We start from the raw sequence: 18,236 nt of genomic DNA, 5'->3' as shown, positions 1-18,236 counted from the left end.
CGCCGCCGCACGGCGGCTCACTCGTAGATCTCGGCCTCGGGGTCGGTGGCCTCGAGCTCGTAGCTCGCCGCGAGCATCGCCAGGCGGCCGATCACGCCATACATGTAGAAGCGGTTCGGCGCGCTCGCACCGGGCTTGGCGCCGGGGCGCGGCAGGTGGCTGGCCTCGTCGAACGCCAGCGGCACGAAGGCGGCGCCCGGCGCGTTGAGGTTCTCGTCGATGCCGCGCTCGGCGTGCACACGGTAGAAGCCGCCGACGACGTAGCGGTCGAGCATGTAGACCACCGGCTCGGCCACCGCCTCGTTGATGCGCTCGAAGGTCGGCACCCCCTCCTGGATGATGACCTCGGTGACCTCCTGGCCTTCCTTGATCACGCTCATCTTGTTGCGCGTGCGGCGGTTGATCTCGTCGAGCTCCTTCGGGTCGCGCACCGTCATGATGCCCATGCCGTAGGTGCCGGCGTCGGCCTTGACGACGACGAAGGGCTTGTCGGTGATGCCGTATTCCTTGTACTTGCGCCGGATCTTGGCGATCAGCGCCTCGGCATGGCCCTTGACGCAGTCGATGCCGGTGCCCTCGGCGAAGTTGACCTTGCCGCACTGCGCGAACATCGGGTTGATCAGCCACGGGTCCATGCCCAGCAGCTTGGCGAACTTCTTGGCCACCTCCTCATAGCTGCGGAAGTGGTTGCTCTTGCGCCGCACGGCCCAGCCGGCGTGCAGCGGCGGCAGCAGGTACTGCTCGTGCAACCCCTCGAGGATCTTCGGGATGCCGCCCGACAAGTCGTTGTTGAGCAGGATCGTGCAGGGGTCGAAGTCCTTCAGCCCGAGCCGTCCGCGCGTGCGCACCAGCGGCTCCACCGTCAGTTCGCTGCCGTCGGGCAGCGCGAGCTGCGTCGGTTTCTTGATCTCCTCGTCGAGCGTGCCCAGCCGCACGTTCAGGCCCGTCTGGTGGAAGATCTGCATCAGCCGCTGCACGTTCATCAGGTAGAACGTGTTGCGCGTGTGCTTCTCGGGGATCAGCAGCAGGTTCTTCGCCTCGGGGCAGATCTTCTCGATCGCCGCCATCGCCGCCTGCACCGCCAGCGGCAGCATCTCCTCGGTGAGGTTGTTCCAGCCGCCGGGAAACAGGTTGGTGTCGACCGGCGCGAGCTTGTAGCCGGCGTTGCGGATGTCGACCGACGTGTAGAACGGCGGCGTGTGCTCCATCCACTCGAGCCGGAACCAGCGCTCGATCGCCGGCATCGACTCGAGGATGCGCGCCTCGAGCTCGTTGATCGGGCCGGTCAGGGCGGTGATGAGGTGCGGGACCATGGCGACGCCTCGTCGTGCGGGGCTCCGATTCTAGGAGCCGGCCCCGTACTTGCCCCGCAGCGCAAAGGCGTACAGCGCCGCCGAGGGGCTCACGGCCGCCCGCCGCCCCCCGATCCTCACACCCTGGCACGCCGACCCCGCGCCGCCTCACCACGGCCGGCAGGACGGCCCGTTCAATCCGCTGGCGGCGCGAAGGTGGGTGTCAGCCGGATCACCGTATCGATGCGGTGGATGACGGTGTCGAGCGGACCGACCCCTTGCGCCAGCACCGTCACGGTCTTGGGTGTGATGCGCCGCAGTTCGAGCGTGCCGTCGCTCAGCAGCCGGCTGCTGCCCAGATCCCAGCCGCTGACCACGGCGGTCTGGGGACCCAGCGACATCAGGCCGGTGTCGTACAGGCTCAGCGCGTTGGCCGCGGCGATGAACACCACCGGCATTATCGGTGCGGTGTCGTCGGAGGCCACCTCGCCGTCGCAGACGATGCGGTGCCTCTTCGACTCGGTCGGCCACTGCTCCGGCGGAACGTCGGCGCCGGTGAAGCCGACCTGCTCCGGCTGGCCGGCGTTGCGCACGATCTGGCCGTTCTGCAGGCTGTAGCTCGGCCCGACGGCCATCTGGAAGCGGCCGTTGCGCAGCTGATAGCTGAAGACGTGGGTGCAGCCGTCGTCCTCGCCCACCCACTGCGTCGAGAGGCCGCCGAAAGTGAAGTCGATCGTGCCGCCGTAGTGCGGGGCCACGTCGTCGGCAGAGAAGCGGATGTCCTCGCGCCGCAGCACGCCCTGCGCTTGACCAGTCAACGTGTGCCGCTCTTCGGCGGGGGTGTCCCGAAACCTCGGGTTGTCGAAGATCATGTCCAGCGCAAGACTGGCCTGCAGGCTGACCGGCAGGTCGTGGTACTGGACCTTGATGACGGCGGTCGTGGTCGGCGGCATCAGCGTCTGGATCCAGCCGGTCGTCAGGTCCACCAGCGCACCGATCGTGCCCAGCAGGTTCGTGATCTGCAGCAGCAGCGTCGCGTCGGGCGGCTCGGCGGTGAAGGCCTTGGCCTTGACGCGCACGTCCGCGGTGCGCAGCGGCCCCTGCAGCAGCGTGGCCAGCACCGATTGCCGAGGACCCCCGGGGCGAAGGGGCGCCACCCGTTCGCCATCGCGCGGCAGGGCATACCCGGCGCGGCGCGGCGGAGCCGGGACGCGGCGGAGCCGGGGCGTGCCGCACCGCGGCCCACCCTGGCCTCGCGTCCGCGTCGCGCCTCGTGCCCCGGGATCCAGTCGGTGCCCGCCAGCGGCACGCGCGCCATCGCGGCGGCCTCGATCGTCAGCGCGACCAAGTCCTCGGGCTCGAGGTGATGCACGTTCTGCTTGCCGCAGGCGCGCGCGATCGTCGTCAGCTCCATCGTCAGCGTCTTCAGGTAGTTGCGCAGCCGCTTCGCGCCGATCGGCGGGTGCAGGCGCTGCTCGAGCACGTCGTCCTGCGTCGTCAGCCCGACCGGGCAGTGGCCGGTGTGGCAGTAGCCCGGCGCGGTGCCGGGCGCGGCGTGGTCGGCGATCTCGCGCAGCTCCTTGAGCTTGATCTCGAAGTCGTCCGGGCCGGTCCAGCCACAGTGGCGGCACGCGCTTTGCCGGGCAACGCCTTCGTGCAGCGTGCGTATCTTCGCCGCTCCCGCGGGTTGACCTTCTGGCCGAGCGCGCGGCGGTGAGCCGCAGCCTGCCGTCGAAGATCGGGAATGGGCTCGTCGCGGCAAGCCAGGACACGCTCGCGCGCATCGCGCAGGCGCTCGGCGTGTCGGTGTCGGCCCTGTTCAAGCACGGGAACGTGCCCGAGGGCCGCGCGCAGCACGTCAAGGCCGGCCAGGGGGCGGAAGTGGTGCGACGCGGCACGCCGAGCGGCCACACCCACCACCTGCTCGCCTGCACCCATGCGCCCGCGCAAGCGCTTCGGGCCGTTCGTGATCTCGATCGACGACCCGAGCGAGTCGTTCCCGGACTTCGAGCACCCGGGCACCGAGTTCATCCACATGCTCGCCGGCACGATGGAATACCGCCATGGACGCCCGACGGACCAGCTGCAGCCGAGCGACTCGCTGACCTTCAGCGGCCAGATCCCGCACGGCCCCGGGCGGCTCGTCGAGCAGCCGATCCGCTTCCCGACCGTCATCGTCTACGACAGCCCCGCCGAGTGACGACGGCGCGCCGGGAATGAAAAAGGGGCCACTGCCGTGGCCCCAGGTCGCCGCGCGGGCCGCGCCACACGGCGCGGCCATACGCCCGATCAGCGGTTGTACGCGGTTTCGCCGTGCGACGTGATGTCCAGACCCTCGCGCTCCTCTTCTTCGGTGACGCGCAGGCCGATCACCATGTCGACGATCTTGTAGGCAATGAACGCGACCACCGCCGACCAGACGATCGTGATGATGACGCCTTCGGCCTGGATCAGCACCTGGCTGGACATCGAGAAGTCCTCGGCGCCGGTGCCACCCAGGTACGGCGCCGCGAACACGCCGGTGAGGATCGCGCCGACGATACCGCCCACGCCGTGGACGCCGAACACGTCGAGCGAGTCGTCGGCACCGAGCATGCGCTTGAGGCCGTTGACGCCCCACAGGCAGATGAAGCCCGCGGCCAGACCGATCACGATCGCGCCCATCGGGCCGACGATGCCGGCCGCCGGCGTGACGCCCACCAGACCGGCCACCGCACCCGACGCCGCACCCAGCATCGACGCCTTGCCCTTGGCGAGCGCTTCGCCGATCGTCCACGCGACCATCGCCGCCGCCGTCGCGAACAGCGTGTTCAGCGTCGCCAGCGCGGCGCCCGCGGTGGCCTCGAGGTTCGAGCCGGCGTTGAAGCCGAACCAGCCGACCCACAGCATCGCGGCGCCGAGCATCGTCAGCGGCAGCGAGTGAGGCGGCATCGCCTCCTTGCCGTAGCCGATGCGCTTGCCCACCACGTAGGCGCCCACCAGGCCGGCGATGCCGGCGTTGATGTGCACCACGGTGCCGCCCGCGAAGTCGAGCGCCCCCTTGTCGAGCAGGTAGCCGCCGGCACCCCAGACCATGTGCGCGATCGGGATGTAGCAGAAGGTGAACCAGATCGCCGAGAACAGCAGCACGGCCGAGAACTTCATCCGCTCGGCGAACGAGCCGACGACCAGCGCGCAGGTCAGGCCGGCGAAGGTGGCCTGGAACGCGATGAACAGGAACTCGGGCAGCTTGAACTCGTCGGTGAACGTGTCGGCCAGGCTGTCCATCGTCACGCCCGACAGGAACAGCTTGTCGAAGGTGCCGACGATCAGGCCCTCGCCGCCGAACGCGAGGCTGTAGCCGTAGATCGCCCACAGCACGACGACGAGCGAGAACACGACCATCACCTGCATCAGCACCGACAGCATGTTCTTGCTGCGCACGAGGCCGCCGTAGAACAACGCCAGGCCCGGCACCATCATCACGACGAGCAGCGTCGAGACGAGCATCCAGGCCACGTCGCCCTTGTGGACGGTCGGCGCGGCCGCAGCCTCGGCCGCCGGCGCGGCCGCTTCACTGGCCGCCTCGACGGCCGAAGCCGGCGCCGACGCGGCCTCCTGGGCGAAAGAGACGCCCGCAAAGCCCAGCAGCATCACGCCGAGGGCGAGGATCGCAAACAGTTTCTTCATGGGATCGTCTCGGTGTGTTGTGCCGCTGATCACAGCGCGTCCTTGCCGGTCTCGCCGGTGCGGATGCGCACGACCTGCTCGAGCGCGGAGACGAAGATCTTTCCGTCGCCGATCTTGCCGGTGCGCGCCGACGCCTCGATGGCCTCGATCACGCGGTCGAGCAGCGCGTCGTCGACGGCCGCCTCGATCTTGACCTTGGGCAGGAAGTCGACGACGTACTCGGCGCCACGGTACAGCTCGGTGTGACCCTTCTGGCGGCCGAAGCCCTTGACTTCCGTCACCGTGATGCCCTGCACGCCGATCGCGCTGAGGGCTTCACGCACTTCGTCGAGCTTGAACGGCTTGACGATGGCGGTGACCATCTTCATGGTGGTGTTCCTTTCGTGAGTGCAAACGACGCAGGCGCGGTCCGGGTCAGGTCGCCCAGACGCGGACGGCAGCGGCAACCGCGCGAGCGGCCAGGGCGGGGGGAATCTTCTGCATGGGCGCCTCTCCGATGAACTAGGGGCTGGCCACCCGTGTTCTGCAGCTTCCATGCCATCGTCGCGATCGCGGCGCCAGCGCCGAATGAGCGCTTTGACGCGACGCCGGCGCACCGAAAGGGAGCAACCGCAACGAGCGCACATTTTCGGTGCGCAATCGACTGCTGTCGGCGCGCGGCGGCGCGTCTTTGCGCCTCCCGGTTGTCCGCAGCCGGTGGCGCGCGATCTGGAGGGAGGGTGTGATGTCATTGGCCGTGGTCCGCAGCCGCGCACTCGACGGGCTCGATGCACCCGAAGTCCAGGTCGAGGTGCACCTGGCCAACGGTCTGCCGAGCTTCACGCTGGTCGGGCTGGCCGATACCGAGGTCAAGGAGGCGCGTGAGCGCGTGCGCGCCGCGCTGACCCACAGCGGGCTCGGCTTCCCGCACAACAAGCGCGTCACGGTCAACCTCGCGCCCGCCGACCTGCCGAAGGAGTCCGGGCGCTTCGACCTGCCGATCGCGCTCGGCATCCTGGCCGCCGCGGGTCAGGTCGACGCGGCGCGCCTGGCCGACGTGGAGTTCGCCGGCGAGCTGTCGCTGGCCGGCGAACTGCGTCCCGTGCGCGGCGCCATCGCGCTCGCGCTCGGGCTGCGCGCCGCGGCGCCAGCACGCACGCTCGTGCTGCCGGCGGCCAGCGCGGCCGAGGCGGCGCTGGTGGGCGGCGTCGGCGTGCGCGCTGCGTCGCACCTGCTCGACGTCGTCGCGGCGCTGCAGCCCGGCGACGCGGCGGTGCCGCTGCCGCGCGCCGTCGCCGCACCTGCGGCTGCGGCACGCCCGGCGCCCGACCTGCGCGACGTGCGCGGCCAGGCCGCCGCGAAGCGCGTGCTCGAGATCGCCGCGGCCGGCGCGCACAGCGTGCTGATGGTCGGCCCGCCGGGCAGCGGCAAGTCGATGCTCGCGCAGCGGCTGCCCGGGCTGCTGCCGCCGATGGACGACGACGAGGCGCTGCGCAGCGCGGCGCTGCAGGGGCTGTCGGCCGAGGGCTTCGACGTGCGCCGCTGGCGCCAGCGCCCGCTGCGCGCGCCGCACCATTCGGCCAGCGCGGTCGCGCTGGTGGGCGGCGGCTCACCGCCGCGGCCGGGCGAGATCTCGCTCGCGCACGGCGGCGTGCTGTTCCTCGACGAGCTCGTCGAATTCAACCGCTCGGCGCTCGAAGCGCTGCGCGAGCCGCTCGAGGCGGGCCGCATCACGATCTCGCGCGCGGCGCGGCAGGCGACGTTCCCGGCGCGCTTCCAGCTCGTCGCGGCGATGAACCCGTGCCCGTGCGGCTGGCTGGGCGCCCCCGTGGCGAGCCCGCGCACGTGCCGCTGCACGCCCGACGTCGTCGCGCGCTACCAGGCGCGGCTGTCGGGGCCGCTGCTCGACCGCATCGACCTGCAGGTCGAGGTGCCGGCGGTGGCACCGGCGCAGCTGCTCGCACAACCCGAGGGCGAACCCACGGCCGTCGTCGCCGCACGCGTGGCCGCCGCACGCGGGCGCGCGCTCGCGCGGCAGGGCCGGGCCAACGCGCTGCTCGAGGCGGCCGACCTCGAACGGCACTGCCGGCTCGACGAGGCCGCGCAGCGCTTCGCGCAACAGGCGGCGCAGCGCCTGGGCTGGTCGGGGCGCAGCCTGCACCGCGTGCTGAAGGTGGCGCGCACGATCGCCGACCTCGCCGGCAGCGAGCGGCTGACGGCGACGCACCTGGCCGAGGCGATGCAGTACCGGCGTGCGCTGCCGGCGGCGTAGGCATCCGCGGGCAACCACGGCCGGCCGCGCCGCCGGCCCGTTCAGGTGTTCATGAAGCCGAGGTTGCGCACCGACGGATTGAAGTTGCCCAGGTTCGGAAAGATCGTCAGCGCGTCGGCGTCGCTGACGCCCATCCAACGCGCGAGCGTGGCGGCGAACTGGTCCACCGAGATCTCGGGCAACAGCGACCCGTTGTCCAACTGATCTGGACTGCTGTCGAACCGGTTGTTGTTCGCATTCTTTACGCCGATCTGCGGAAAGCGCCCGTAAATGTCGCCCCCGCGCACCGCGCCGCCCATCACGAACTGGTGCGAGCCCCAGCCGTGGTCGGTGCCATCGCCGTTACTCGTGAACGTGCGGCCGAAGTCGGTGGCGGTGAAGGTGGTGACGTTGTGGCGCGCGCCCATCGCGCCGAGCGTGTCGTCGAAATAGCGCAGCCCATGCGCCAGACGCGCCATCAGGTCGGCGTGGTTGCGGTTCTGCTGGTCGTGGGTGTCGAAGCCGCCCATGCTGACGAAGAACACCTGGCGACGCACGCCGATCGCGCCGGCCATGCCGGCATCGATCATGCGCGCGACCGTCTGCAGCTGCTGCGCCAGCGCGTTGAAGCTGCTGGTGCCGCTCAGCGGGTTCGGGTACTGCAGCTTGGGGTCGCTGCTGGCGCTGTAGTTGCCGCTGGCCGGTGGCGTGCCGAACAGCGGGTCGCTCGCCGGCTTGAGGGCCGTGCGCAGCATGGCCTCGGCGGCCATCGAGCGCTGCGCGACGGCGGCCATATCGATCTCGAACAGATGCGTGCCGCGTGCCGAGCCGGCGACCTGCGCGAGCGCGTGACCCACCACCGCCGAGCCGAACACGCGCCCGTTCGCATCGGTGCCGAGACGGATCGCGCCATTGCTGCCGACCTGGTACTGCTGGATCTGCTGGCCCGCGAGCCACACCGAGTTGCCCGATGCCGACACCGACGTGAACACGGCGTTCGTGTTGTGCGAGGCGTAGAGCAGATCGCCGATGCGTCCGCCCCAGCCGCGTGTGGCGCCTTCGGGCTCGAACGCCATCCAGGTGTTCTGCTGGTCGTTGTGCGAGAACAGGCGCTTGGGCTTCGGATGGGTGGACTGGGCGTACTGCGCCTTGGTCGTCGGCACGATCAGCGGACCGACGTTGGCGACGATCGCGAGCCGGCGGTCGGTGTCGAACATCGTGCGCAGCGCACCCATCAGCGGGTGCAGCGCGAACGTGCGCCCCTGCGGGTTCAGCGGGCCGATCGGCAGCACGCCGCCGAGCCGCGCCGGCGAACCCGCCGCGGCGGAGGCATTCGCCGCCGTGCCCGGCGCCAGCAGCGCGATCGGGTCGGGCGCCTGGTTGCGCGTGGCGGTGTACGCGGTCCACGACGCCGTGTCGGTCGGCAGCACCATGTTGAAGCTGTCGTTGCCGCCGAACAGGAACACGCACACCAGCGCGCGGTAGTCGGACGCGCTCTGCGCCGCGGCCTGGCCGATCGCCGCCAGATTCAGCGCCAGCGGTGCCGCCGGGGCGGCAATCATCGACAGCGCGCCGGCCTGGCGCAGGAAGGCGCGGCGCGATGGGTCGTGGGTACGGACGTGGACCTTGTTCATCGTTGCACCAGGAATTCGGGCGAGGCCAGCACGAGCAGGATCGCCGCGCGCACGCGGTTGAGCTTGGCGGCGTCGATCGCCGACGCATTGCTGCCGTTCGAGGTCGGCGCCGGGATCGCGATGCTCGCGACCGCCTCGACGATCGTGTCTTTCAGCGCCTGCGACACGGTGCCGTAGGTCAGCTTGGCCACGACGTGGTCGACGAGCGCCGCGGGCTGGTCGGCCAGCGCCAGTTCGGCCGTGAAGTCGGGCCGCAGGTCGCGCCGGTTGTAGGTCACGCCGTCGATGGTGCCGTTGTAGACGCCGACGCCCGACGAGAGGTTGTCGCGCATGAAGTTCACGTAGCCGGCGGCCGTCGTCTCGTGCGCGATCTGCATCTCGGGCACGACGAGGCCCGCGGCGGCGGCGTAGGTGCCGGGCGGCACGTAGCCCGGGCGGAAGAAGTTGAACACCGACGGTGAGCGCATCGGCGACTGGCCGAGCGCCGAACCCGGGTTGTCGGTGTTGCCGACGCGCCAGCGGCCCGTGTCCGACGTGTGCGGGAACGCGCGCAGGTACGCCGACAGGCGCAGCACCGGCTCGCGCACCTTGCCGCCGGTGTCGGACATCGTGCGCGCCTCGGGGTGCAGCAGCACCGCCTTGAGCACCGCCTTCAGGTCGCCACGCACGCCCTTGCCGTTGTCGGCGAACACGCGCGCGACGTCGTGCACGTACTGCGGACTCGGGTTGCTGGTGACCAGCCGCTGGATCAGCTGGCGGCTGATGAACGGGCCGACGTTGGGGTGGTTGGCGATCGCGTCGAGCGCCGCCGTCAGGCTCGCCTGCGGGTCGGCGGTGGTCTGCGCAGCGATCGTCGTGCCGAGGAAGGTCTTGGCTTCGGTGCTGTGGAACTGCGCGTAGCCCTTCATCGGCTTGAAGCTGCGGTCGGGGTCGGACTGGCCGTTGACCGTGCCGCTGTAGAAGCAGCCGTTGCTGGTGTCGACGCAGTCCCAGCTCCAGCCGGTGAAGACCTTGGCCAGGCCGCTGATGTCGGCCGGCGTGTAGGTCTCGACCGGCACACCGCCGACGGTGCGCGGCGTGCCGTCGGCGTTCAGCTCGACGATGCCGATCGAGAACAGCTGCATCACCTCGCGCGCGTAGTTCTCGTCGGGCACGCGGCCGGTGGCGGGATTGGCCTTCTGGTTGCGCAGGTGCGACAGGTACACCCCCATCATCGGGTGGCGCGAGACGCTCTCGAGCAGCTGGCGGTAGGTGCCCACGCCCTGCTCGTTGAGCATGTCGAGCCACGCCGCCACCGCGCGCGGGTTGTCGCCCACGGTGCCGTCGACCATCGAGATCACGAAGATCTGCGACAGCGCGTAGGCGTGACGCAGGCGCAGCTGGTCGGCGCCGTGGACCGCGTGGCGCCAGAAGGCGTTGAGCACGCCTTCCTGGCCGGCCGATGCGTTCGGGTCCGACGCCTTGAGTGCGCGGTCGGCGGCCTCCCACAGCGCGCGGTGCGACGACGGCGTGCGCGCGAGCTGCTCGTCGATCCAGCGCTCGTAGCCGATGCGCATCACGCGCTCGATGTCGGCCTGCGTCGGCCCGAACGTGGCCTGTGTCAGAAAGCGCGCCGCCTCGTCACGCGTCGCCGGCGCGTCGCTCGCTATCGGTGCGTCCTCGCCGCCACCGCCGCCGCCACAGGCAGCGAGCATCGCGGCCACGCCCAAGGCCGCGAGGCCGCGCACCAACCGGCACCGCATCGCGATCCACGATCTGCCAACGTCCACCGCATCCTCCCGCTGCGCGCGGGCAGACCGCCGGTGGCCCGTCCGCGTGGCACGGATTGTTCGCAGGCGATCCGCCACGGGTCCGTGACGCCATGCACGTCCGTCACCGCGGTTGCGGAGCGTTGCATCCGTCACGACCCGCGCCGCCGGGGCGCGCCGGCGGCTCAGTCCAGCACGGGAGCGAGCAGCCGACGCGCGTCGGCCAGCGCGATCTGCTGGCGCGCGGCCCAGTCGGCGAGCTGGTCGTCGCCGATGCGCCCGACGTTGAAGTAGACGGCCTCGGGATGCGCGAGGTAGAAACCGCTGACGCTGGCCGCCGGCGTCATCGCGAGGCTCTCGGTGAGCCCCATGCCGATGCGTTCGGCCTGCAGCAGTTCGAACATGCCGCGCTTGACGCCGTGGTCGGGGCAGGCCGGGTAGCCGGGCGCCGGACGGATGCCGCGGTAAGCCTCGGCGATCAGCTCTTCGTGCGTCAGCAGCTCGTCGGCCGCGTAGCCCCACAGGTCGCGCCTCACGCGCTCGTGCAGCCACTCGGCGAAGGCCTCGGCAAGCCGGTCCGCGAGCGCCTTGAGCATGATCGCCGCGTAGTCGTCGTGGTCGCGCACGAACTGTTCGGCCTTCGCGTCGGCGCCGATGCCGGCGGTCACGGCGAACAGGCCGACGTAGTCGGGCGCCACCCCCTTGGGCGCGACGAAGTCGGCCAGGCAGCGGTTCGGACGCGGCACGCCGTCGACGACGGGGCGTTCGCTCTGCTGGCGCAGCGGCGACCAGCGCAGCAGCACCTGCTCGCGCGACTCGTCGGCGTACAACTCGATCGTGTCGTCGTCGACGGTGTTCGCGGGCCAGAAGCCGACGACGCCGTGCGCCTGCAGCCAGCGGCCCTTGACCAGGCGCTCGAGCATGCGCTTGCCATCGGCGTAGACGCGCGTGGCCTCGGCGCCGACAACCTCGTCGCGCAGGATCTGCGGGAAGCGCCCCGCGAGGTCCCAGGTCTGGAAGAACGGCGTCCAGTCGATGTAGCGGGCGAGCTCGGCCAGGTCCTGGTTGCGGAACTCGCGCCGGCCGAGGAACTTTGGCTTCGGCGGCACGTAGGCCGTCCAGTCGATCGGTGTCTTGTTCGCACGCGCCTGCGCCAGCGTGACGAGCGGCGTCTTCTTCTTGCCGGCGTGCAGCTCGCGCACGCGCGCGTAATCGGCCTCGAGCTCGGCGATGAACTTGGCCGCACGCTCGTCGGACAGCAGGTCGGCGCACACGCCGACGCTGCGCGACGCATCGGGCACGTAGACCACCGGCCCGTCATAGTGCGGCGCGATCTTGACCGCGGTGTGCACGCGGCTGGTGGTGGCACCGCCGATCAGCAGCGGGATCTTGCGCAGGCGGAACCAGTCGTCGCGCTGCATCTCGGCGGCGACGTGCTGCATCTCCTCGAGGCTCGGCGTGATCAGCCCCGACAACCCGATGATGTCGGCGCCCTCGACTTTCGCGCGCGCGAGGATGTCCTGGCACGGCACCATCACGCCCATGTTGACGACGTCGAAGTTGTTGCACTGCAGGACGACGGCGACGATGTTCTTGCCGATGTCGTGCACGTCGCCCTTGACGGTGGCGATCACGATCTTGCCCTTCGGGCGGGCCTCGCCGCCGGCGTCGATCAGCGCCTGCTTCTCGGCCTCGATGTAGGGCAGCAGGTGCGCGACGGCCTGCTTCATCACGCGCGCGCTCTTGACGACCTGCGGCAGGAACATCTTGCCCTGCCCGAACAGGTCGCCGACGATGTTCATGCCCGCCATCAGCGGGCCTTCGATGACGTGCAGCGGCCGCCCGCCGCGCGCCTCGATCGCGCGCCAGGCCTCTTCCGTGTCCTCGGCGATGTGGTCGGTGATGCCATGCACCAGCGCGTGGCTGAGCCGCTGCTCGACCGGCAGCGCGCGCCACGCCAGGCGCGCGCCGTCGTCCCTGCCCTGGCCCTTGAACGACTCGGCGATCTCGAGCAGGCGCTCGGTCGCGTCGGCGCGGCGCGCGAGCACGACGTCCTCGACGCGCTCGCGCAGCTGCGGGTCGAGCTCGTCGTAGACGCCGATCTGCCCGGCGTTGACGATGCCCATGTCGAGCCCGGCCTTGATCGCGTGGTACAGGAACACGGTGTGGATCGCCTCGCGCACCGGCTCGTTGCCGCGGAAGCTGAATGAGACGTTGCTGACACCGCCGCTGACCTTGGCGCCGGGCAGGTTCGCCTTGATCCAGCGCGTCGCCTCGATGAAGTCGACCGCGTAGCGGTCGTGCTCCTCGATGCCGGTGGCGATCGCGAAGATGTTCGGGTCGAAGACGATGTCCTCGGGCGGGAAGTCGACCTCGTCGACCAGGATGCGGTAGGCGCGCTGGCAGATCTCGATCTTGCGCGCGAAGGTGTCGGCCTGGCCCTGTTCGTCGAACGCCATCACGACGGTGGCCGCGCCGTAGCGCCGGATCAGCCGCGCCTGGCGCTTGAATTCGGCCTCGCCCTCCTTCAGCGAGATCGAGTTGACGATGCCCTTGCCCTGCAGGCACTTCAGCCCGGCTTCGATGACGTCCCACTTCGAGCTGTCGATCATCACCGGCACGCGCGCGATCTCGGGCTCGGCGGCGATCAGGTTCAGGAAGCGCACCATCGCGGCCTTGCTGTCGAGCATGGCCTCGTCCATGTTGACGTCGATGATCTGCGCGCCGTTCTCGACCTGCTGGCGCGCGACCGCGAGCGCCTGCTCGAACTGGCCGCCGAGGATCAGCCGCGCGAACGCCTTCGAGCCCGTCACGTTGGTGCGCTCGCCGATGTTGACGAACAGCGAGCCGGCACCGATCGTGACCGGCTCGAGACCGGCCAGGCGCATCGGCGGCATCGCGCTCGCCGCGGACGCGGCGGGATCGGAAATCGGGTTCGGCAAGGTGGCGGTCATCGCGTCGGCTCGCTGCGCCGCACCGCCTGCGGCTCACCGCCGCCCGGCGGCGCGCCGGTGGGGTGAGCGTCGTTAGCGACCGCGGGCGCCGTCGCGCCGCACGCGGTGTCCCGAGCCTGGCGACCGGCGGCCGTGCCGCCCGGTCGTCGCAACGCTCCTCGAAACGGTGTCGATTCTAGCCAGCGCGCCGGGCGGCCCGGTGCGCCGCCGGCTTACTTCCGGTCACGCGGCTTACCGTTCGATGCGCCCGCGCGGCGCGGCGCGCGCACCCGCGTGGCGTCCAATGCCGGGATGCAACGCCGCAGACTGCTGGCACTGGCGGCCGTCGTGATCGCGGGGCTGCCCGGGTGCGCCGGCGTGCCGCCGAGCGGCCCGGTGACCGCCGCGCCGCCCGCGCCCGACCGCCTCGACGCCGAGCAGCGACGCCTCGCGCAGGCGCTGGGGGGCACGCCGGCGCTCGTCGTGCTCGACGACGACGGCGCGCTGTGGGTCGAGCTGCCGGCGGCACGTGCCTTCGCGCCCGGCCGCGCCGACGTGCAGCCGGCGCTGGCGGCGGTGCTCGACGAACTCGCGACGACGCTCGCGCGCGTGCCCTCGGCGCGGCTGCGCGTGCGGCTGCCGCCCGACGCCGGCGGGGCCGTGCTCGCCGACCGGCGCACGGCGCAGGTGCGCGTGCGGCTTGCGCGCGCCGGCATCGCGCCGACGCGCGTGCACCCGGGCACGGCCGCGCCGCCCGGGCGCGTGCTGCTCGGCGCCGAACTCGCCGCGGTCAGACCGCCGCCTGCGGGTCGACCAGCGCCGTGAACAGCGGGTCACGCCGCGAGCGCGGCCGGTAGGCGCCGACCTTCGCGCGGATCGCCGCGATGTGCTGCGGCGTCGTGCCGCAGCAGCCGCCGGCGATGTTGAGCAGGCCGCTGCGCGCGAAGTCTTCCATCAGCGCGGCGGTGACCTCGGGCGTCTCGTCGAAGCCGGTCTCGCTCATCGGGTTCGGCAGCCCGGCGTTGGGGTAGCAGCTGATCCACGTGTCGGCCGCGACCTTGCCGAGCTCCTCGATGTACGGGCGCATCAGCGCCGCGCCGAGCGCGCAGTTCAGCCCCACCGCGAGCGGTCGTGCGTGCCGCACCGAGTGCCAGAACGCGCCCACCGTCTGCCCCGACAGGATGCGCCCCGACGCGTCGGTCACGGTGCCGCTGACGATCACCGGCAACCGCTCGCCGGTGTCTTCCATCAGCTCGTCGAGCGCGAAGATCGCGGCCTTGGCGTTGAGCGTGTCGAACACGGTCTCGATCAGGAACAGGTCGACGCCGCCTTCGAGCAGCCCCTCGGCCTGCTCGCGGTACGCCGCGCGCAGCTCGTCGAACGTGACGTTGCGCGCGCCGGGGTCGTTGACGTCGGGGCTGATGCTCGCCGTCTTCGGCGTCGGGCCCAGCGCGCCGGCGACGAAGCGCGGCCACGCCGGTGTGGCCGCCGCGTCGGCGGCCGCGCGCGCCAGACGTGCCGCAGCGACGTTCATCTCGCGGGCGAGGTGGGCGAGTGCGTAGTCGGCCTGCGCGATCGCGGTCGCGCCGAAGGTGTTGGTCTCGATGATGTCGGCACCGGCGGCCAAGTACGCGTCGTGGATCTCGCGCACGAGCGCGGGCCTCGTGAGCACGAGCAGGTCGTTGTTGCCCTTCAGGTCGACCGGGTGGTCGGCGAAGCGATCGCCGCGGAACTCGGCCTCGCCGAGCGCATGGCTCTGGATCATCGTGCCCATCGCACCGTCGATGATCACGATGCGCTGCGCGAGCAGCGCCGGCAGCGCCGCACCGCGCGTGTAAGCCAGGGTCTTCATGCGACCATTCTAGAAAGCCGGCGCGCGGCGGCCGGTGCGGCGACCCGCCACCACAGCCGCCGCGCTGTCTCAGAGTCCGGCGTGCACCGACGGCGCAAACAGCGACGGGCGGAACTCGAGCGGCGCGTGCGCAGCCGCCTCCCCGAGCGCCCAGCGCGTCAGCGCCTCGGCCGGCATCGGGCGCGCAAAGAAGTAGCCCTGCAGCTCGTCGCAGCCCATCTGCACGAGCAGGTCGCGCTGCACCGCGTCCTCGACGCCTTCGGCGACGACTCTCAGCCCGAGCGCGTGCGCCATCTGCAGCACGGCCTCGACGATCGCGCGCGCGTCGTCGCTGTGCGCGAGGTCGGCGACGAAGCCGCGGTCGATCTTCAGCTCCTCGACCGGCAGCTGGCGCAGGTACGCCAGGCTCGAGTGGCCGGTGCCGAAGTCGTCGATCGAGACGTGGATGCCGGCCGCGCCGAGGCGCTCGAAGGTGCGGCGCGCGGCCGCCGTGTCGGACATCGCCACCGTCTCGGTGATCTCGCAGGTCAGCTGATTGGGTCGCACGCCGTGGCGCTGCAGCGCCTCAAGCAGGTGATCGACGAGGGTCTCGTCGCGCAGCTGCAGCGCCGAGAGGTTCACCGCCACGCGCATGCGCAGCCCCGCGTCGCGCCACGCGCGCGCCTGGCGGCAGGCGTCGTCGATCACCCACGCACCGAGGGTGCCGATCAGCCCGTAGCGCTCGGCCAGCGGCACGAACACCGCCGGCGGCACGAGGCCGCGCGTCGGGTGGCCCCAGCGCAGCAGGGCCTCGGCCGCCGTGACCTGCCCGCTACGGGCGTCGATCTTCGGCTGGTACAGCAGCGTCAGCTCGCCGCGTGCGATCGCGTGGTGCAGGTCGGCGAGCAGCCCCAGACGCTCGACCGCGCCCGGGTCGCACGGCGCCGGCGCAAAGAACGCATGGCCGGCGCCGCCCGAGCGCTTCGCGGCCGCCATCGCCGTGTGGGCGTGCGTGATCAGGCGTGCGCCTTCGCCGTGCTCGGGGTACACGGCGATCCCCACCGAGCAGGTCAGGTGGGCCTCGCGGCCGTCGACGACGAAGGGCTGCTGCATCGCGGCGACGACACGCCGCGCGAGCGCGGCCGCGGCATCGCGACCGCCGTCGGCGCGCAGCACGAACGAGTCGCCGCCAATGCGCGCGGCGTCGACGCCACCGCCGGCCAGGGCCTGCAGCCGGCGGCCGGCCTCGCGCAGCACCTCGTCGCCCACCGCATGGCCGAGGCTGTCGTTGACCGAAGCGAAGTCGTCGAGGTCGATGAAGAGCACGGCGAAGCGCCGCTCGGCGGGTCGCGGCGGCACCGCGGACTGCCGCAGCCGCTGCTCGAAGTGCACCCGGTTCGGCAGCCCGGTCAACGCGTCACGGAACGCGATGCGCCGCAGCTCGTCGTGCGCCTGCTGCAGCGACGCGGCGAGCGCCGCCGTCTCCTGCGCGCGCCGGCGCCCGCGCACGTGCGACACGAGCACGACGACGAGCAGCACGACGACGAGCAGCGCGGCCAGCGACACCGCGCTGCCCGCGCCGAGACCGATCTCGTGCACCCAAGCCGCCATCGCCACCGAGTGTGGCTGCGCCGGCGTCCGAACGGCGGTGCGAAAAGCGCGGCCGCAGCGGCTCAGCCGCAGCGATCAGTGCAGCACGACGGGCTGCTGCGCGAGTTCGGTGTAGCGCGACAGGAAGGCGTCGATCTCGTCTTCCGACGGCCCGCTCTCGATCAGCGCCTGCACGCCTTCGCGGAAGCTGCGCGCCATCGCGCCCTCGAGGAAGATCTCGCGCCGCGCCGACTTGTCGACGATCTCGTAGCCGCCGCGTGCCGTCGCAACGCCGCCGGAGTCGCCCTCGGCCGGCACCTCGAACTGCACGACGGCGAAGTGGTCGGAGTTGTAGAGCATGTGCATGGCGGTGTGTCCTGCGTCAGAACCTCAGCCCGCAGATGGGCGCGCCGCAGCAAGATTCAAGCCTGGCGTTCGAGGCCGTGAGGGTGGGTGCCCGGCGCACAAGCGCCGGCCGCGCCGTCAGCGCACCGTGGTCGATTCGAGCTCCAGCGTCAGCGAGTCGACGACTTCGCCGGCGCGGCCGATCGTGCTCAGCGTCAGCCGCACCGGCAGGTAATGGCGCCGCGGGTCGAGCCACAGCTCGCCGCGGGTGTCGAACGGCTTGAGCGGCTCGCGGCGCAGCAGCACCGCCTGCACGCGCTCGCCGGCCACCTCGACCGTCTGCACGCCCACGGCGTCGAGCCGCCAGACGGCGACGTCGCCGCGCACACCGGTGACCTGGTACGCGATCTGCGCGCCGGGGGTGGAGAACTTTTCCGGCGCGGCGGCGACGATGCCGGTGGCCTGCACGAGCCAGCTCAGCCGGTCCTGCGCGCCCGGCCACAGCGGGTGCTCGACCTCGCGGGCGGAGTACGTGATCACCCCGGTGTCGCGCCGGAAGTTGGCCGCGCGCGCGCCGCTGCCGACCTGGCGCATCACGAGCCGGTCCGGCGCGATGCCGTGGGCGTCGATGCGCCCGGTGCTGACCCACTCGAACAGTGGCACGCCGGCGACGCTGCCGTCGAGCGACAGCCGGTAGCCGTCGTCGCGGCGCTGCCAGTCGAGCACCGCGGTTCCGCTGACGATGCCGCGGCGCAGCCGGTACGCCCAGCGCACCGGCGGCGGCAGCCGCGTCGCGTAGACCGGCACGTCGGGCGATGGCGCGACGACCGCCGGCCTCGCCGGTGCACCGGCGGCCGGCACCTGCGCGACGGCGACCGCCGCACCGTCGGCCGCCCGCAGCGCCAGGCCGGCGGGCGCCGCTGCCGCGTCGGCGTCGGCGTCGCGCGGCACATCGGCGGCGTCG

At 71.6% G+C, this 18,236-nt stretch carries 14 protein-coding genes, 1 pseudogene and 1 riboswitch; of the genes and pseudogenes, 3 read left to right on the top strand and 12 right to left on the bottom strand.

Annotation, left to right across the window (positions count from 1 at the left end; translation table 11 throughout):
- Window positions 1–17 precede the first annotated feature (17 nt).
- The 3 genes and pseudogenes from gshA to MOJ79_RS19170 form a co-directional block, all read right to left on the bottom strand.
- On the bottom strand, window positions 18–1,313 hold the full coding sequence (gene gshA / locus MOJ79_RS14700; protein ID WP_241924823.1) for a glutamate--cysteine ligase: 1,296 nt from the start codon (window positions 1,311–1,313) through the stop codon (window positions 18–20).
- A 173-nt stretch (window positions 1,314–1,486) separates the two neighbouring features.
- Window positions 1,487–2,413: a hypothetical protein gene (locus MOJ79_RS14695; protein ID WP_259374512.1), complete on the bottom strand. Its 927-nt coding sequence runs from the start codon at window positions 2,411–2,413 to the stop codon at window positions 1,487–1,489.
- A 143-nt stretch (window positions 2,414–2,556) separates the two neighbouring features.
- Window positions 2,557–2,996: pseudogene (locus MOJ79_RS19170) on the bottom strand (glutamate synthase-related protein); the annotation flags it as partial.
- A 232-nt stretch (window positions 2,997–3,228) separates the two neighbouring features.
- Between MOJ79_RS19170 and MOJ79_RS14680 the strand changes: the two are divergent.
- A complete protein-coding gene (locus MOJ79_RS14680; protein WP_241924820.1) occupies window positions 3,229–3,492 on the top strand; it encodes a cupin domain-containing protein in 264 nt (87 codons plus the stop codon).
- Between the two features lie 89 nt (window positions 3,493–3,581).
- Here the strand turns inward: MOJ79_RS14680 and MOJ79_RS14675 are convergent, their stop codons facing one another.
- Window positions 3,582–4,961, bottom strand: coding sequence for an ammonium transporter (locus MOJ79_RS14675; protein ID WP_241924819.1), 1,380 nt, complete (start codon window positions 4,959–4,961; stop codon window positions 3,582–3,584).
- 29 nt (window positions 4,962–4,990) lie between these two features.
- Window positions 4,991–5,329, bottom strand: a complete 339-nt coding sequence (locus MOJ79_RS14670; RefSeq protein WP_119355334.1) for a P-II family nitrogen regulator — start codon at window positions 5,327–5,329, stop codon at window positions 4,991–4,993.
- Between the two features lie 356 nt (window positions 5,330–5,685).
- On the opposite strand from MOJ79_RS14670, the gene MOJ79_RS14665 reads away from it, so the two are divergent.
- Window positions 5,686–7,212, top strand: a complete 1,527-nt coding sequence (locus MOJ79_RS14665) for a YifB family Mg chelatase-like AAA ATPase (RefSeq protein WP_241924818.1) — start codon at window positions 5,686–5,688, stop codon at window positions 7,210–7,212.
- 41 nt (window positions 7,213–7,253) lie between these two features.
- Here the strand turns inward: MOJ79_RS14665 and MOJ79_RS14660 are convergent, their stop codons facing one another.
- From MOJ79_RS14660 to metH, 3 genes are all read right to left on the bottom strand, one after another.
- Entirely contained in the window at window positions 7,254–8,825 is a 1,572-nt protein-coding gene (locus MOJ79_RS14660; protein ID WP_241924817.1) for a DUF1501 domain-containing protein, read from the bottom strand.
- Window positions 8,822–10,519: a DUF1800 domain-containing protein gene (locus tag MOJ79_RS14655; protein WP_241924816.1), complete on the bottom strand. Its 1,698-nt coding sequence runs from the start codon at window positions 10,517–10,519 to the stop codon at window positions 8,822–8,824. Before MOJ79_RS14655 ends, MOJ79_RS14660 begins: the two co-directional genes overlap by 4 nt.
- Window positions 10,520–10,758: 239 nt before the next feature.
- Window positions 10,759–13,470: a methionine synthase gene (gene metH, locus MOJ79_RS14650; protein WP_259374514.1), complete on the bottom strand. Its 2,712-nt coding sequence runs from the start codon at window positions 13,468–13,470 to the stop codon at window positions 10,759–10,761.
- A gap of 114 nt (window positions 13,471–13,584) precedes the next feature.
- A riboswitch (S-adenosyl-L-homocysteine riboswitch) is annotated at window positions 13,585–13,693 on the bottom strand.
- A gap of 125 nt (window positions 13,694–13,818) precedes the next feature.
- On the opposite strand from metH, the gene MOJ79_RS14645 reads away from it, so the two are divergent.
- The gene (locus MOJ79_RS14645) at window positions 13,819–14,331 is read left to right on the top strand and encodes a hypothetical protein (RefSeq protein WP_241924815.1); all 513 of its coding nucleotides are present in this window, start codon (window positions 13,819–13,821) and stop codon (window positions 14,329–14,331) included.
- Here MOJ79_RS14645 and MOJ79_RS14640 read toward each other — a convergent pair.
- The 4 genes from MOJ79_RS14640 to MOJ79_RS14625 form a co-directional block, all read right to left on the bottom strand.
- Window positions 14,297–15,358: a homocysteine S-methyltransferase family protein gene (locus MOJ79_RS14640; protein WP_119289413.1), complete on the bottom strand. Its 1,062-nt coding sequence runs from the start codon at window positions 15,356–15,358 to the stop codon at window positions 14,297–14,299. The two genes, MOJ79_RS14645 and MOJ79_RS14640, sit on opposite strands and share 35 nt — an antisense overlap.
- Before the next feature lie 69 nt (window positions 15,359–15,427).
- Window positions 15,428–16,948 (bottom strand): putative bifunctional diguanylate cyclase/phosphodiesterase, encoded by a 1,521-nt coding sequence (locus MOJ79_RS14635; RefSeq protein ID WP_241924814.1) that lies wholly within the window; start codon window positions 16,946–16,948, stop codon window positions 15,428–15,430.
- A gap of 75 nt (window positions 16,949–17,023) precedes the next feature.
- Window positions 17,024–17,293, bottom strand: coding sequence for a BTH_I0359 family protein (locus tag MOJ79_RS14630; protein WP_241924813.1), 270 nt, complete (start codon window positions 17,291–17,293; stop codon window positions 17,024–17,026).
- Window positions 17,294–17,410: 117 nt separating this feature from the next.
- A partial coding sequence (locus MOJ79_RS14625; protein ID WP_241924812.1) for a DUF3108 domain-containing protein occupies window positions 17,411–18,236 on the bottom strand: 826 nt, incomplete at its 5' end.

It is taken from the genome of Calidifontimicrobium sp. SYSU G02091 (assembly GCF_022631395.1).
GTDB classification, from domain to species: Bacteria; Pseudomonadota; Gammaproteobacteria; order Burkholderiales; family Burkholderiaceae_C; genus Calidifontimicrobium; species Calidifontimicrobium sediminis.
The sequence above is the reverse complement of the archived record's forward strand: the minus strand, read 5'-3'. Positions and strand labels throughout refer to the sequence as shown.